We start from the raw sequence: 16,472 nt of genomic DNA on the forward strand, positions 1-16,472 counted from the left end.
CTAAATCACTTCCTTCTCCAGCTCTGCTTTCTTCAGTGGTCGATCATATAAAAGCGTAGGAATTATTGCTAACCCTATTAGCAAAGTTAAAACAAAGAACATGGCTTGAATACCATATACATCTACTAAAATACCTCCAGCTAACGGACCAATCATTCTTCCAATAGTAGCCATGCTATTCACTATACCTTGATAAAATCCTTCTCTCCCTTTCGGTGCTAACTGTCCAGCCAATGTTGGTACTGCTGGCCAGATAAATACCTCCCCGAGTGTCAGGATCACCATTGCAACGATAAACATTGTATAATCTTCCGCATAAGAAACAACAACAAATGACGCCATAAATATAGCAATGCCAAGAATCATTTGTGTTTTTATCTTATGCTCCAATCTATTTATAATTGGCTTTATAAGTGGCTGAGCTGCCAATATGAGTCCGCCATTTATAGTCCATAGTAAACTATATTGTTTTAATGTTATACCTAAATCCAACACATGAGTAGAAATGGTAGAAGTCCATTGTACATAAGCTACCCATGTAAACATATAACCGATAGTGACAATTAACAACGCATAAAACGGTGCTTTTTGTTTGATTTTTTTAGAACTTTTCAGTACAGAAGCATTAATATTTGGAGCAAGTCCCATTTTGCGGTAATAGACGCCTGCAACCACTAAAAATAATACATAAGTCAATAAATTTGCTAGAAAAATATTATTAATATTATGATCTGCAACCAATCCTGCCACGGCTGGACCAAGAGCCACTCCTAAATTTTGGGACAAATATATAGCATTAAACGCCTTACGACCACCTTCGGGCCAGACACTACCTACTAACGCATACATGCTAGGGAAAATAATACCACCACTAAAACCTAAAATTGCCACAAACCATATATATTCTGGCCATCCATGCCAAAAAGTTAAAAGCACAAGAGAAATCATTGACAATATAATTCCGAACATAATAGATTTATATCCACCTATTCTGTCAAATAAGTAACCACCAAGTAAGTTACCAATAACTCCAGTTCCAGCATTAATCATTAGCACGAATCCTGCCATCGTTAGTGTTTGTCCTAAATGCTCATGCATATATATTGTATGTAATGGCCATAAAAAAGAATTTCCCATTGTATTGATAAACATTCCAATTATTAAAAACCATACTGCTTTTGGCAATTGTAACACCCCATTTCTATTGCACTCAGAATATTGTATTCCTTTTCAAATAGCACTTCAAGAAGATTAGAACAAACTTCTCAAAGTCATGTTAAAATAATCCTGTTAAGGAGTGAAGAATATGAATGAAAATAACTTTCCATTCCCTTCAGATGGGAAACGGTATTATACATGGAATCGACATTTAAGAGATAGATTTGGCATGAAGATTTTCAAAATAGCTTTAGATGCGGGGTTTGATTGTCCAAATAGAGATGGTACTGTCGCTTTTGGCGGCTGTACTTTTTGTAGTGTCGCAGGTAGTGGAGATTTCGCTGGCGATAAAGTAGATCCTATACCAGTGCAATTCGAAAAGATTAAAACAAACATGCATGAGAAATGGAAAAACGGAAAATATATAGCTTATTTCCAAGCTTATACGAATACACATGCCCCCCTCCCTGTTTTAAAAGAAAAATTTGAAGCTGCATTGGCCTTAGAAGGTGTGATAGGGATTTCTATTGCGACAAGACCTGATTGTCTACCCGATGATGTAGTTGAATACCTAGCTGAGCTCAACAAACGAACATTTTTATGGATAGAGCTTGGACTACAGACAGTTCACGAGCGAACTGCTAATTTAGTAAACCGTGCCCACGGCTTCCCTACTTATATAGAAGGAGTCAATAAATTAAGAAAACATGGAATTTCTATATGTACGCATATTATAAACGGGCTACCCTTAGAAAACCGAGACATGATGATGGAAACCGCTAGAGAAGTTGCCAAACTCGATGTTCAAGGGATAAAAATACATTTACTTCATCTGTTAAAAGGAACACCAATGGTTAAACAGTATGAAAAAGGAATGTTAGAGTTCATGGAGCGTGACCCCTATATTCAGCTAGTAGCTGATCAGCTAGAAGTTTTGCCTCCTGAGATGGTCGTTCAGCGTATAACTGGAGATGGCCCCATTGACTTAATGATTGGACCAATGTGGAGTGTAAATAAATGGGATGTATTAAACGGGATAGATGCGGAACTTGCTTCACGAGAAAGTTATCAAGGAAAACATTATGAAAAAAGTGGTGTAATGAAATGAAACTAAAAAGAGTATTACCTTTTGCGAAACAATTGCTCATGTCTACGGTTGAACCAGGAGATACTGTAGTAGATGCAACTGCAGGGAATGGACACGACACCTTGTTTTTAACCGAGCTTGTTGGTGAAAATGGACATGTTTATGCTTTTGATGTCCAGGCCGAAGCTATTCAAGCAACTAGCGACAGATTAGAAGAAGCAAATAGATTAGAGCTAGCGACATTAATTCAAGATGGGCATGAAAACCTACACCTTTATATCCAACAAGAAGTTTCAGCAGCCATATTCAATCTAGGTTATTTACCTGGAAGTGACCATGAAATTATTACTACGGGTAATTCTACATTACAAGCTATTGAATCGTTACTACAACTTCTCAAAGTTGGTGGAATGATCGTACTAGTCGTTTATCACGGTCACCCCGGAGGTAAAGAAGAAAAAGAGGCTTTACTAAGCTATGTTCAACAATTACCTCAATCATTTGCTCATGTATTAAGCTATCAATTCTTAAACCAACAAAACAATCCACCATTTATCATTGCAATTGAAAAGATGAAAAAGTCTATATAGACACTGTCTTTTTAAGACAACCATAAAAAGAGCTCAAATTCAGTTATGAAATGAGCTCTTTTTATCATTAGTGCCATGTATAGTTTTTGAGTAATTTTCCACACAACACATAAAATACACGGTTTGGATAGTAAGAACTTTTCTTTTTCAATAGTTCAGTAGCATTTTCCACAGCTTCCTCGAGTGTGCTAAAACTAATTACTTTTTCAAATGAAGAATAAAGAAAAAACGGTGAATCTGCATCCATCTTTAAAAATAAAAATGTATAATAATTATGCTTTTCTTCTTGATTATGCCCGGGGTTTTCAATTACTTCTAAGTCATTTTCAGGAAAGTAAGTCCATTTTTGTTCTTTTAAAATACCGATACGTTTCATCACCCAAAGATTTGTGTAACCCATATCAATTTCTTCGTACATCCGATTCTCTATATTCTTTAACTGATCCTCGAACATTGGAAAATGTGGACTTCGATTTGTCATATATACAAAATACTTACGATTGTCTTTTTCATCGAGCAATTCTTTTTCTAACATGTGTCATGCCCTCCGTTTTCAAAAATGCTGATTTTAGCTATGCCCTTTTCTTCCCAACTGCTAAAAGAGATGCCAGATGAACCGCATACTACCCCTTATGAATATATATTCTTTTTTCCCATGTAATAATCCTTTTAAAGAAAACTATATGTAAAACTAAATCCTAATCTTTTTCCTACATAAGATATTACAGTTTATTATTAGAATATTTAGGGAAACATAATGATATTAATAATATGAGAGCTTACATAATCCTTTCCAAGCGATTTTTCTTTAGCGACCCTCTATAGCACATAGTTGCATATATAGTAGTAACAAGGGCAAGTTATTAAGAAAAGAAAATGTAATATGACATAGCTTGTGAAATCCCTAAAGCTTAATGAGAATAAATTTAAAGGAGACACTTCATGCCGAAAATTGCTTCGATTAGTACATATAACCCTCCATATTCCTTGGAACAATCAAACATTGAGAATCTAACAAAAGAACTATTTCATGATAAGATTCCCCAATTGAACAGACTATTAAAGGTGTTTGAAAATGGAGATATTCAAACTCGCCATTTTTGCGTGCCTTTAGAATGGCACCAAAGTGAACATAGCTTTGAAGAACGTAATAATTTGTATATTGAGTTAGCCACACAATATAGTGTGGAAGTAATACAGCGTTGTTTAAATAGTAATGAGTTTTTAGAAACTCCCTTGCATCCTAGTGAAATTGATGCCATATTTTTTGTTAGTAGTACTGGTATATCTACCCCGAGTATCGATGCCAGAGTCATGAATCATCTTCCCTTTTCAGATCGTATGAAACGGATTCCACTATGGGGATTAGGCTGTGCCGGTGGTGCCTCAGGGATAAGTAGAGCATTCGATTATTGTAAGGCGCATCCCACCTCAAAAGTATTAGTAGTTTGCATAGAACTTTGTAGTTTAACCTTTCAACCAAATGACTTTTCAAAGAGTAACCTAATTGGAGCTTCGCTGTTTGCAGATGGAGCCGCTTGTGCATTAGTTTGTGGAGATGAGGCAAAGCTGGCAACAACAAAATCAGTTCCTCATATTACCGCAACTGCTTCTAAATGGATGCCAGATTCTGAAGATGTAATGGGTTGGGATATAAAAAATAATGGATTGCATGTTGTATTTTCTAAAAGTATACCTTCTATCATTTCTACATGGTTAGGACCCTTTATAGATGAATTTTTAAGTGAGCAACATATTAAGAAGGAGCAACTAGCGAACTTTGTGGCCCATCCAGGTGGTAAAAAAGTATTACAAGCATATGAACAAACATTACAATTAACAGAAGAACATACGAATATTTCACGTGATGTATTAAAGAAGCATGGGAATATGTCGTCTCCTACGGTTCTTTATGTACTAGAGCAGTTTATGAAGAAACAACGCTCAAATGATGAATTAGGTTTACTAGTAGCATTAGGACCTGGTTTTTGTGGGGAAGCTATATTATTAAATTGGAGGGATTAGTTTGTTATTCTTCATCCTTATCTCACTAGTGATTATTCAGAGACTTATTGAAGTGGCTGTTGCAAAACGCAATGAAAAAAGAATGCTTGCACAAGGGGCTTATGAAGTGGGAGCATCTCATTATCCATTTATGGTTGCAATGCATGTTTGTTTTTTTATAAGTTTGATAGCAGAAGTTTTAGTATTTGAACGAGGTCTATCTCCTTTGTTCCCAGTATTTCTGCTACTCTTTATATTTGTTCAATTGCTCCGTGTGTGGTGTTTGACCTCTTTAGGATCTTTTTGGAATACAAAAATAATCATCTTACCAGATGCAAATGTTGTTAAAAGTGGTCCCTATACATTCATGCGACATCCAAACTATGTAGTTGTTTGTGTGGAGATTGTTTTATTGCCACTCATGTTCCAAGCATATTTTACGGCTATAGCTTTTACCCTTTTAAATCTGGCGATGCTCTCTGTCCGGATTCCTACAGAAGAAAAAGCTTTGCGGGAAGTCACTAACTATGAAGACAAATTTAAAAAGAAGATTTCGGCATCATAGCCGAAATCTTCTTTTCTTATTTAGTCATTTCTTTATTGGCAGCTTCTTCTACTGCTCTGGCAACTAAATGATGCAATGTTGGATCCAACGGGTTTGGAATCAGTTCACCTGGTTTAGTATGCTTAACAATTGCTAATGACGCAGCGATTAACATTGGATAAGTAATCTCTTTTGCGCCAGCATCTAAAGCTCCCTTGAAGATACCTGGGAATCCGATAACATTATTTACCGAGCGTCCGTCCGCTGCAAATGCTGCTCCTGCCGCAATTGCATCAGATGGTAAAATCTCTGGATTTGGGTTTGATAATGCTAGTATTATTTGCCCTTCTCGAACCATCTCAGCTTTAATAAGGCCAGAAACTCCAGTTGTAGCAACAATAATATCACATTTTTCCATTATCGCTTCTAATGATTCTGAAGTTTTTCCACCGTAACTAGTTAAACGCTCTTGTGCAGCTTCTTGTCTATCTAAACCGTAAACTTCCTCTACTCCATATGCCATTAACATACGACAAATTGCTAAGCCTGCGGCACCAAGTCCAATCTGTCCGATTTTTGCATGTTTAATATCCACGTTAGTAGCTTTACAAGCAGACAATATTGCAGCAAGTGCTACTACGGCTGTACCATGTTGGTCATCATGCATAACCGGTATGGATAGTTCTGCTTTTAATCTTTCTTCAATCTCGAAGCAATGTGGAGAGCCAATATCCTCCAGTAAAATTGCTCCAAAACCTTTGTGAATATGTTTGACTGTTTCCACAATCTCATCTGGATCGCTAGTATTTAATAATATTGGTATTCCACTTAATCCAACAAATTGGTCTAGCAGTACCGCTTTTCCTTCCATAACTGGCATCCCTGCAACAGGCCCTATATTCCCTAGACCTAAAATAGCAGTTCCATCCGTTACAATAGCAACAGAACTACCAATGGAAGTAAAATAGTTCGCTTTTTCTGGATTGTGTAAAATCTCCATACAAACCGATGCTACACCCGGTGTGTAAATACGTTGAAGATCGCGAAGAGAACGAACATCTAGTCTGCTCTTCATCGCAATTTTACCGCCTTCATGCGCCTTTAGTACATCATCAGTTACAGCATGAATTTTCACGCCGTTATCAATCGATTCTATATTGGAAATCACTTGATCTAATTGGGTTTTTGATTTACAAGTAATAGTAATATCTCGAATAGTTGTTAACGCACCACTTTTAAGAGTAGTAATGTCCCCGATATCTCCCTCTGCCATACCGATTGCAGTTGCGACTTTAGCAAAATTTCCAGGTTTTGAAGGTGTTTCTACAATAATGTTACGAATAATATGTTGGCTTTGCATGTTAAATCTCCTAACTCTATTCTCTTTTTCAACCAACAAATTATAACATAAATAGCATACCTATGCCTTGACATCTCTTTTAATAAATGTCATGAAGCTTAATGCTATAAATATTATTGCGTAAACTCCAAGGACAGCTAGTGACATAAAGAGAGTAGTTTCTTCTATAAAAAATTCTTTTCTCAGATGTTGTGTTAAGTCTGAATGTGTTAACCAGATATATTCCACTGGTATATACTTTTGCAAAAGCATAATAATCATAGGTCCCATCATTAAAAATAACATAGACAAAGCTATTGCAATAGAAGGTGAACTAAATACCGTTCCGATAAAGAATGCAAAAAGGATAGACATAGTGAAATCCCCTAGAGAATACACGTACGTTAAGAATATATCTTTCATCGTATTTGTCTGTTGCACTACTCCATCAACAATAGTCAAATCAACCCCAGTAGCTGTTCCAAATAAGATAAATCCAATTACAGTTGTAAGAACAATTGTCACTAATATTAAAGTAAATCCAAATAAGAATATCGTTATTAGTTTAGATGTTAATACTTTAAAACGACTAACCGGTCTCGTTAAAAGCATCTTAATCGTACCATCTGTAAATTCCTGCGATACAATCGACGCACCTGGAATCACAGTCAATAATGTTATTAGCACCATTATAGATGCCCCAAATGCCATATTCCCCTCCATGCTTTGGTTCACTTGAGGTGCTGCGTTATTGTCTAAGCGATACTGCGCCATTTCTTTTTGTTCCTCATACATTTGGATGGACCATTCATCTAAATCTGGAGTTTGAAGCTGTGTATTAGCGTCAGTAATCATAGCTTGTTGTTCCTGTTTCCAATCTGAGTCATTCACTTCTTCCATAAATACTTTATCTAACACACCAACACCGATAATAACTAATAGTAAAATAACTAAAATTGCCCATGTGCCTTTTTTATGCCATAACTTCATCCATTCATTCTGTATCAAATTAAACAATTTGACCGCCTCCTGTCATTTGAAGGAATTGCTCTTCAAGTGTTTCATGCACGGCTGAAACAGCAAATATTTGAACCTGTTGTGCAACTAATTCATTGATAAGATCAGGTACCTTATCCTCTTTTAACTCAAGTAAAAATACCCCTTCTTGCGTTGTAAATACATAGTCATTTGAACTTAGATAGTTTTCTACCAATTCGAATGGCTCAGCCTTAAGCTTCATACGTGCCTTTTCATCGCTTTGAATCATCCGTTCATCTATCAGCTTACCATTTTGAATAACAGCAACCCTATCACACATTAACTCTATTTCTGATAAAAGATGACTAGAGACGAATATAGAAACGTTATTTTCCACGGCAATTTTTCGAAGATACGTCCGGAACTCTCGAATTCCTGCAGGATCTAAACCGTTTGTTGGCTCGTCTAGTATTAAGAATTTAGGATCATGCAGTAGTGCTTGTGCTAATCCTAATCGCTGCCGCATCCCCAAGGAATACGTCGATACTTTCTCATTAATACGCTTTGTTAAACCTACTTGTTTAACTACTTCATCAATTCGCTCTTTTGAGACATCTTTGTGCATTCGAGAGAAATGAATTAGGTTCTTGTATCCCGACATATATTTGTACATTTCCGGATTTTCTACAATTACCCCTACATTCGAAATTGCCTTTTCGTAATCATCTGCTATAGATGCACCCTCAATTGTAATTGTTCCACTAGTTAGACGCATAAGACCTGTCATTAAACGAACAGTTGTTGTTTTACCAGCCCCATTCGGTCCTAAAAATCCAGTAATTTGTCCTGGAAATAACTCTAGTGACAGATTATCAATAAGTGTTTTTCCTTTAATAATCTTCGTAACATTTTTTAATTCAACAATTGGTTTTGACACTTCAATTCACCTTCTCTTTCGTTACATATTTCATCCAGCTCACTGCATCCTGATTGGTTTCAAAACGGATTGTTTCTAAATCATCCTGGGCAATTACTTTTCCTTGCTTTAAGACGATTAGTTGATCGAGTATAGGCTCGACTTCATGTAATTCATGCGTTGATAAAATGATGGATTGCTCCTCCATATTTGTATAGCGAATGAGCCCCTTTATCAATGATTCACGTACAATTGGATCCAACCCAGAAAATGGTTCATCCATTACATAGTAGGCAGTATTTCTACCAAGTGTGGCTGCCATTTTTGCCCTACCACGATTTCCTTTTGACAGCTTTTTCAATTTCACATCTACATCTACTTCTAAAAAATTGGCTACTTCTAATGCCTTATGAATAGAAAAATCCGAAAACTGAGATGCATAGAATGTGAAAAGCTCCTTAGTTGTATAAAAGCTATAAAACAAATCCATATCAGGTAAATACGCTATGTCAGCTGCATGTCTCCTAGATAAGGACTCATTGTAAAGAGAAATAGTTCCTTTTCTTGGTCTTTGTATACCAGCAATTATTTTCAGTAGAGTAGATTTCCCACTGCCATTCTCCCCAGCTATACCTATTATCTGCCCGATTGGAAAAGAAAGTGATATATCCTTTAGTACTTCCTGTCTTTGGTAGTTATACGAGACATGTTGAAGTTGAATCATTTACTCTCTTCCTTTCTTTGCAAAATTTGAATGATTTCTTCTTTTGAAAAACCAAACGCTGCAATAGACTGAATAAATTGAGTGACCAATTCAACTTTCATATCCTCTCGCAAATGCTGAATTCGCCCTTCCTCTGTTGTAATGAAGGTACCTTGACCACGCTTAGTATCTGTTAGCCCCATCATCTCAAGCTCCTTATATACACGTTGTACAGTGTTGACATTAACACCAACCTCCAATGAGTATTCTCGAACAGATAGCATTTTGTCACCAGGCTGTAAATTTCCTTTTAAAATATCCCCACAGATTATATCTACGAGTTGGCTATAAATAGGTTTGTCACGAGTGAAATGCTGTGTCATCTCGTTACCACCTTCTCCAACCATTTACAAGTAAGCCAAAATAACAGAATAAAAATAATCCACATAAAAATTTCTTCCACTATATAAATTGAACCTATATCCAGGGTGAAATCACTTGAAGCAGACTCAGGTAAGTAAGTACCTAAAAATTTTAAAGATACTTCACCTTGCATTAATAACTTATCAATAGAAAGAAAACTAAGTACTTTCGGTAAAAAACTAGCAACTAACAAGAAAACCACTAAAGACAGAATTACAGAAAATTTACCAATCCAGTATTTACCTTCTACATACAATGTCCAAAATAATAGCCAAATAATAGTTAAAATAATACCCGCTATTAGCAATACAACTAGCAATAAAATTTGAAGATAAAGCATCTGAGCAAAGCTACCAATTATCATATCGGACAAGAAATAGATGCCAGCTGTCGTAATGAATATATTTCCAATAAAATATACTCCTAGGCTAAACAAAATTTTAGCACCAATCAACGTGTGCATTGAATTTGGATTATGTAACCACGTATCTTTTTTTCCATTGTCCGTATTTAATGAGTTATTAAACTGGACTAGGAGATTTACAATACTAAAACCAAGCATTATAAACATTAATCCCATTCTAATTTCCTGTACGTTTTGAACAGATGCTAGATATTTCTCCAATAATATCGGAAGAATGAAAACAACACCCAAACTCATTACAGCTGAACCAAGTAGCCACGACTTGTACAGAGCCCATTCCTTTAATAATAATCCCTTCAATTTTCCAACTCCTTTATTAACAGTATATTAGTGTATTAGTTATATAGTACACTAATACTATATAATGGAATATTCTTATTTTCAAGTGTTTTAATTAAATTATCAGAAAGAGCACAAAAAGTATGTTGCTTATATACAATGAAACCCCGTCAGTATAATTGACGGGGTTGTTTTTCTGTTATTTATCTTCGTCTTCATTTTCAACTAAGAACTTTAATTTAGAAAGTTTGTTATGCCAGAATTGTTCATAATAGTCCAACCACTGCTTCACTTCCGTCAATGGCTCCAGCTTTAAATGATACACTTTTTCTCTGCCTAACTTTTGACCTGTGACTAGACCGGCTTCCGTTAGAACATTTAGATGTTTAACAATTGCTGTTCTGCTCATATCATAATTAGAAGTAATTTCAGCAATGGATCTCTCTTTACTTGCTAATAGTCGAAGGACGTCTCTCCTCGTTGGATCAGCAATAGCTTGAAAAACATCTACTTTTTTGAGCGATTCACTCATTAAGATTCAACTACTTGTTTAAATTTATTTTGTACAATTCCATTCCAACCTTGCGCCATTGTATCACGAACATCAGCATTCGACTTTTTAGCTTTCGGTACAATAGAGTCTGCTTCCTTCCATCCACCATGAATCAATGTGAATTCAGTTTGAGAACCAATTTCTTTCAAAAGAAAAGTTATAAACCAACCATCTGTATCCCATTGAAAAGAAAGTTTATGTGGTTCGTCTATTTCAAGTACCTTACAAGGGGATGGCCCAAATGGTGATTGGATAGTAAATTCAAATCCAACTCGAGCTTGAAAATCATTGGACATAAACCAAGCTGAAATTCCTTCCGCAGTGGAGACATAGTTCCATACTTTTTGAATTGGTGCTTCTACTAAAACTGTTTGCGTTATATCAGGTAAATTATTTTTCACTTTTAAATTTCTCCTTTACTACATAAATGTGAAACTCTTAGGTGTCATATTATATAGAACCAAAAGGTGTTATGTCAATCCGCACAAAACTCCCCTCTACAATTTAGTAGAAGAGAGTTTTAGTTTTAAACAATATAGCCTATATCCGTTAACACATTATTAATAAATGACTGAGAGTAAGTAAAGATTTCTTCTCGCTCTGGTTCGTGATAGAGGTCGTGAAAACAATTTTTCCATTCTTTATATTGATATTCAGAAAGTTCCTGCCTCTTCAACCATCTTGCTACAGCATTTGTCTCGGTAATCTTATCTCGTTCACCAGTCATAACGAGAATTGGTTTATTTGGAATAGAGATTTCCGATTGATTTACTGTTTTTAGGAGTGTTTGAAGCTCCTTGTACCATTCTGTTGAAATAAAGGTACTATAAGTAGGATCAGATACAAATTGTTGAATTACCTCATAATTTCTCGTTAACTCATTTAATTGAATATCATGATTGATTTTCTGCGGTATGGACAACTTGGCTAGTGTATTGGTCCATTTGGAAGGGAGTTTTTGAAGTTGGAGCCATGGAGATGTCAATATTACTCCCGCATATTCAATATCTAGTTTTCGTAAAACTTTAATAAGTAAGGTTGCTCCAAGGCCATGCCCCATTAAAAATATAGGTAGGTCGTATGAAACTGCCACTTGCATCGCTTGTTTAATGTAGTTCTTATATAGTTCGAAGGATTCGTCATGAATATTTTTTGATTTTTTTAATTCTCCATGACCGGGCAAGTCACCCATAACGATATGATAGTTGGAGCTTCTCAACTTTTCGATTAACCAAGCATATCTTCTATGATGTTCATATGCACTATGAACAATAACTATTACGGCTTTTGGCTTTCCTTCTGTTTCCCATTTCCACATATAAACAAACCTCTTTTCTTCCTTGCATTTCCACGGTATATATTTTCATTCAAACTGTATGTCTGTTACCATTAATTATAATCTATTTTCAAAAGGAGCGTATGTTAAATGATTTATCCATATAAAGGGAAAACACCAATTATAGACGACTCTGCTTTTATAGCTGATTATGTCACAATTACAGGTGATGTGACAATCGGTCCAGAGACTACAATTTGGTTTAATACGGTAATTAGAGGGGATGTTGCTCCTACTATTATTGGAAGTAAAGTTAGTATACAAGATTTAAGTTGTCTGCATCAAAGTCCAAATAATCCACTCATTATAGAAGACGAAGTAACTATTGGACATCAAGTCACTTTACATAGTTGCACAATACGTAAAGGTGCATTAATAGGGATGGGATCCATTATTTTAGATGGAGCTGAAATTGGAGAAGGTGCATTCATCGGAGCAGGTAGTCTAGTACCTCCTGGCAAGAAGGTACCTCCCAATTCTTTGGCACTAGGAAGCCCTGCAAAAGTCGTTCGTGAGCTAAACGATGAAGATAAGGCCGATGTCCAAAGAATTATCCGAGAATATGTAGAAAAAGGACAATACTATAAATCCCTTCAAAAATAACATTTGTTAGTGATTATTTGTCTTGATTGATCGATTAATAACTTTCATCGATCGATTTTATGACTCAATCGATCGATTATTGGCATCCATTGATCAATTCTTATTATATTCCCCATGAAAAAAGGCTTTCCCTTATAGGAAAGCCTTTTTTGTTCATACTATTATAATCCAGCCATTTGTTTTAATTGTGCAGCTTTATCTGTTTTTTCCCATGGCACATCAATGTCTGTACGACCAAAGTGACCATAAGCAGCAGTTTGTTTGTATATTGGACGGCGTAGATCTAGCATTTTAATAATTCCTGCTGGACGAAGGTCGAATAGTTCACGAATATATGAAACTAATTTCACTTCTTCTACTTTTCCAGTACCAAAAGTTTCTACAGCAATGGAAACAGGTTTAGCTACACCAATTGCATAAGCAAGTTGTACTTCACAACGATCAGCAAGACCAGCGGCAACAATATTTTTAGCAACATAGCGTGCAGCGTATGCAGCAGAACGGTCTACTTTTGTTGGATCTTTACCAGAGAATGCTCCCCCACCATGACGAGCGTATCCACCGTAAGTATCTACGATAATTTTACGTCCTGTTAAACCAGCATCTCCTTGTGGTCCACCAATTACAAAGCGTCCAGTTGGATTGATAAAGTATTTTGTATTTTCATCTATTAAATTTGTAGGAACAATCGGATTGATCACTACTTCTTTAATATCTTTTTGAATTTGTTCTAACGTAATTTCCGGATGGTGTTGAGTAGATATAACTATTGTATCGATATGAACCGGATTATTGTTCTCATCATACTCTACAGTTACTTGTGTTTTTCCATCTGGACGAAGATAATCTAAAGTTTCATCTTTACGGACTTGTGCCAATCGATGAGCTAGTTTATGCGCTAAACTAATTGGTAACGGCATAAGCTCTGGAGTTTCATTACATGCATAACCAAACATTAAGCCTTGGTCTCCTGCTCCAATTGCATCTATATCAGAATCGCTCATTGATCCTTCTCTTGCTTCTAACGCTTGATCTACACCCTGTGCAATGTCAGGTGATTGTTCATCAATAGAAGTTAGCACAGCAGAAGTTTCTGAGTCAAAACCATACTTCGCACGTGTATAACCAATTTCTTTAATAGTAGAACGAACTACTTTAGGAATATCTACATAAGTAGATGTAGTAATTTCTCCAGCAACTAATACTAACCCTGTTGTTACACTCGTTTCACAAGCTACACGAGCATTTGGGTCTTCTGCTAGAATTGCATCTAGAATTGCATCAGAGATTTGATCACAAATTTTATCTGGATGTCCCTCTGTCACTGATTCTGACGTAAATAATCGACGTTGTGTCATAGATTGTTCCTCCTATATCCCGCGAGATTTCTCTCAAGAATTGATACGGTACTCATTCCCATGTCAAGCCATTCAAAATGTTTCATGCATTTTCTTCACATAATAGTACATGTAAGTTAAATGCATTGAAGTTAACTTGAAGCCGTTTCGGACTTGGCACACAAGGATAAAGGGCGATGTTCAATAAAAAAACCTCTCACTCACGTAAATATACATGAGGAAAGGTATTAGTATCATAAGCACCTTTCACTCTTATCAATCAAGGAATTTCACCTTGTCTCAGGTTTGGCACCTTTGTAATAAAGAAAATACTACAGGTTGCCGGGTTTCATAGGGCCTGACCCCTCCACCAGCTCGGGATAAGAGTATCCGTTCAATTTATCATCATACGTAAGTATGTATAATATGTCAACTATTTTTGTTTGTATTTTATACACAAACGAAAAAATTAAAAGTGAATAGTATAGACTAATGAACCTAATGTGTTATACTAATTCACATATCTAGAAAACTTCCTCTTTTGAAGAGGAAATATAAAAAAAGGATGGTATATTCAAAATGAATTCAATCGAAACAGTGAGTGAACTGAAAGCATTGTTAGCAGGAAATAACGTTAGCAGCCAATTGTCAGTGCCACAACTTGTGGAAAAAGCTACAACAAGAGGAGAAGCAGTACTAACTTCTACTGGTGCAGTTAAAGCTGAAACAGGAAAATATACTGGCCGTTCTCCCCAAGATAAGTATATAGTAGATGAAGCTATTTCTAAAGACAAAATCGATTGGGGCTCAGTAAACCAACCAATTTCTTCTGACATTTTCGATGCATTATATAAAAAAATGATTAACTTCCTAAACAAACAAGATGAAATATTCGAGTTTAAAGGATATGCAGGAGCAGACAAAGAATCACGTTTAGGTATTCAAATTATTAACGAATACGCTTGGCATAACCTTTTCGCTCATCAGCTATTCATACGACCAACACAAGAAGAACTTGCTACTCATACGACTGATTTCACTATTTTATCTGCTCCTAACTTTAAAGCAGATCCAGCGGTAGACGGTACTCACTCAGAGACGTTTATCATCGTATCTATGGAAAAACGCACAGTGCTAATCGGTGGAACTGAGTACGCTGGCGAGATGAAGAAATCGATTTTCTCTATTATGAACTACTTACTACCAGAACAGGACATTTTACCAATGCACTGCTCTGCAAACGTTGGGGATGATGGAGACGTTACATTATTCTTCGGATTATCAGGAACAGGGAAAACTACCCTTTCAGCAGATGCTGGTCGCAAATTAATCGGAGACGATGAGCACGGTTGGTCGGATAACGGTGTGTTCAATATCGAAGGTGGCTGTTACGCAAAATGTATCGACCTAACTCGTGAAAACGAACCACAAATTTGGGACGCGATCTCATTCGGCACGGTCCTAGAAAACGTAGTAGTAGATGCAGAAACTCGCGTAGCTAACTATGCAGATAACTCATTAACCGAAAATACACGTGCTGCATACCCAATTCAATATATCGATAATATTGTTGACCCTTCTGTAGCAGGTCACCCAAATACAATTATTTTCTTAACTGCGGATGCTTTTGGCGTATTGCCTCCGATTAGTAAACTAACGAAAGAACAGGCAATGTACCATTTCTTAAGTGGCTTTACTTCTAAACTTGCTGGTACTGAACGTGGAGTTACATCCCCACAACCAGTATTCTCGACTTGCTTCGGTTCTCCTTTCTTACCATTACATGCAACAGTATATGCAGAAATGCTAGGCAAGAAGATTGACGAGCACGGTGCACAAGTGTTCTTAGTAAACACTGGTTGGACTGGCGGAGAATACGGTGTTGGTAACCGTATGAAGCTGTCATACACACGTACAATGGTTCGTGCTGCTATTGATGGCAAACTAAACAATACTGATACGGAAACAGATACAGTATTCGGATTAGCTATTCCTAAAGTAGTAGAAGGCGTACCTTCTGAAGTCCTTATCCCTCGTAATGCATGGGCAGACAAAGCAGCATATGACAAAAAAGCCGCTGATTTAGCTAAGTCTTTCCGTGATAACTTTAAAAAGTTTGGTACAGTTTCTGAAGATATTTCTGTTAAAGGTGGACCATTAGCTTAATAGAGTAAACATAAAAGAGCCAAATTCTTATG

The 16,472-nt window shown here is 36.3% G+C and carries 18 protein-coding genes and 1 riboswitch; of the genes, 6 read left to right on the forward strand and 12 right to left on the reverse strand.

Annotation, left to right across the window (positions count from 1 at the left end):
- Positions 1-1,185, reverse strand: a complete 1,185-nt coding sequence (locus MKX53_RS12170) for an MDR family MFS transporter (RefSeq protein WP_340911568.1) — start codon at positions 1,183-1,185, stop codon at positions 1-3.
- A 121-nt stretch (positions 1,186-1,306) separates the two neighbouring features.
- Between MKX53_RS12170 and MKX53_RS12175 the strand changes: the two genes are divergently transcribed.
- Together MKX53_RS12175 and MKX53_RS12180 are read left to right on the forward strand one after the other, a co-directional pair.
- Positions 1,307-2,266, forward strand: a complete 960-nt coding sequence (locus MKX53_RS12175; RefSeq protein WP_340911571.1) for a TIGR01212 family radical SAM protein — start codon at positions 1,307-1,309, stop codon at positions 2,264-2,266.
- Positions 2,263-2,835 carry a class I SAM-dependent methyltransferase gene (locus MKX53_RS12180; protein WP_340911574.1) on the forward strand — a complete coding sequence of 191 codons (573 nt, stop codon included), beginning with the start codon at positions 2,263-2,265 and terminating at the stop codon, positions 2,833-2,835. Before MKX53_RS12175 ends, MKX53_RS12180 begins: the two co-directional genes overlap by 4 nt.
- A gap of 67 nt (positions 2,836-2,902) precedes the next feature.
- Here the strand turns inward: MKX53_RS12180 and MKX53_RS12185 are convergent, their stop codons facing one another.
- Entirely contained in the window at positions 2,903-3,370 is a 468-nt protein-coding gene (locus MKX53_RS12185; RefSeq protein ID WP_340911575.1) for a hypothetical protein, read from the reverse strand.
- Between the two features lie 407 nt (positions 3,371-3,777).
- Here MKX53_RS12185 and MKX53_RS12190 point away from each other — a divergent pair, with 407 nt between their 5' ends.
- Positions 3,778-4,860 carry a type III polyketide synthase gene (locus tag MKX53_RS12190; protein WP_340763001.1) on the forward strand — a complete coding sequence of 361 codons (1,083 nt, stop codon included), beginning with the start codon at positions 3,778-3,780 and terminating at the stop codon, positions 4,858-4,860.
- 1 nt (position 4,861) lies between these two features.
- Positions 4,862-5,404 (forward strand): isoprenylcysteine carboxyl methyltransferase family protein, encoded by a 543-nt coding sequence (locus tag MKX53_RS12195; RefSeq protein ID WP_340763002.1) that lies wholly within the window; start codon positions 4,862-4,864, stop codon positions 5,402-5,404.
- Between the two features lie 16 nt (positions 5,405-5,420).
- Here the strand turns inward: MKX53_RS12195 and MKX53_RS12200 are convergent, their stop codons facing one another.
- The 9 genes from MKX53_RS12200 to MKX53_RS12240 all read right to left on the reverse strand — a co-directional run bounded on the left by MKX53_RS12200 (position 5,421) and on the right by MKX53_RS12240 (position 12,316).
- Complete coding sequence (locus tag MKX53_RS12200) at positions 5,421-6,743, reverse strand: NAD-dependent malic enzyme (protein ID WP_340911576.1); 1,323 nt, start codon at positions 6,741-6,743, stop codon at positions 5,421-5,423.
- Positions 6,744-6,803: 60 nt separating this feature from the next.
- On the reverse strand, positions 6,804-7,739 hold the full coding sequence (locus MKX53_RS12205; RefSeq protein ID WP_093536799.1) for an ABC transporter permease: 936 nt from the start codon (positions 7,737-7,739) through the stop codon (positions 6,804-6,806).
- The gene (locus tag MKX53_RS12210) at positions 7,732-8,637 is read right to left on the reverse strand and encodes an ABC transporter ATP-binding protein (protein WP_340763004.1); all 906 of its coding nucleotides are present in this window, start codon (positions 8,635-8,637) and stop codon (positions 7,732-7,734) included. Before MKX53_RS12210 ends, MKX53_RS12205 begins: the two co-directional genes overlap by 8 nt.
- A 1-nt stretch (position 8,638) precedes the next feature.
- Complete coding sequence (locus tag MKX53_RS12215; protein WP_340911577.1) at positions 8,639-9,340, reverse strand: ABC transporter ATP-binding protein; 702 nt, start codon at positions 9,338-9,340, stop codon at positions 8,639-8,641.
- Complete coding sequence (locus MKX53_RS12220; RefSeq protein ID WP_093536796.1) at positions 9,337-9,702, reverse strand: GntR family transcriptional regulator; 366 nt, start codon at positions 9,700-9,702, stop codon at positions 9,337-9,339. The genes MKX53_RS12215 and MKX53_RS12220 overlap by 4 nt, the downstream gene beginning before the upstream one ends.
- Complete coding sequence (locus MKX53_RS12225) at positions 9,699-10,466, reverse strand: hypothetical protein (protein WP_340911579.1); 768 nt, start codon at positions 10,464-10,466, stop codon at positions 9,699-9,701. Before MKX53_RS12225 ends, MKX53_RS12220 begins: the two co-directional genes overlap by 4 nt.
- 178 nt (positions 10,467-10,644) lie before the next feature.
- Entirely contained in the window at positions 10,645-10,977 is a 333-nt protein-coding gene (locus MKX53_RS12230) for an ArsR/SmtB family transcription factor (RefSeq protein WP_340911582.1), read from the reverse strand.
- On the reverse strand, positions 10,977-11,399 hold the full coding sequence (locus MKX53_RS12235) for an SRPBCC family protein (RefSeq protein WP_340911584.1): 423 nt from the start codon (positions 11,397-11,399) through the stop codon (positions 10,977-10,979). Before MKX53_RS12235 ends, MKX53_RS12230 begins: the two co-directional genes overlap by 1 nt.
- A gap of 125 nt (positions 11,400-11,524) precedes the next feature.
- Positions 11,525-12,316: an alpha/beta hydrolase gene (locus MKX53_RS12240; RefSeq protein ID WP_340911586.1), complete on the reverse strand. Its 792-nt coding sequence runs from the start codon at positions 12,314-12,316 to the stop codon at positions 11,525-11,527.
- Positions 12,317-12,424: 108 nt separating this feature from the next.
- Between MKX53_RS12240 and MKX53_RS12245 the strand changes: the two genes are divergently transcribed.
- Positions 12,425-12,937 (forward strand): gamma carbonic anhydrase, encoded by a 513-nt coding sequence (locus tag MKX53_RS12245; RefSeq protein WP_340911588.1) that lies wholly within the window; start codon positions 12,425-12,427, stop codon positions 12,935-12,937.
- Positions 12,938-13,098: 161 nt separating this feature from the next.
- On the opposite strand, the gene metK is transcribed toward MKX53_RS12245, so the two are convergent.
- A complete protein-coding gene (gene metK, locus MKX53_RS12250; RefSeq protein ID WP_093536790.1) occupies positions 13,099-14,295 on the reverse strand; it encodes a methionine adenosyltransferase in 1,197 nt (398 codons plus the stop codon).
- A 249-nt stretch (positions 14,296-14,544) separates the two neighbouring features.
- Positions 14,545-14,661, reverse strand: a riboswitch (SAM riboswitch).
- Between the two features lie 192 nt (positions 14,662-14,853).
- Here metK and pckA point away from each other — a divergent pair.
- Positions 14,854-16,440, forward strand: coding sequence for a phosphoenolpyruvate carboxykinase (ATP) (gene pckA, locus MKX53_RS12255; protein ID WP_340911590.1), 1,587 nt, complete (start codon positions 14,854-14,856; stop codon positions 16,438-16,440).
- Positions 16,441-16,472 lie beyond the last annotated feature (32 nt).

This window comes from Psychrobacillus sp. FSL K6-4615, from assembly GCF_038008225.1.
Lineage (GTDB): Bacteria > Bacillota > Bacilli > Bacillales_A > Planococcaceae > Psychrobacillus > Psychrobacillus psychrotolerans.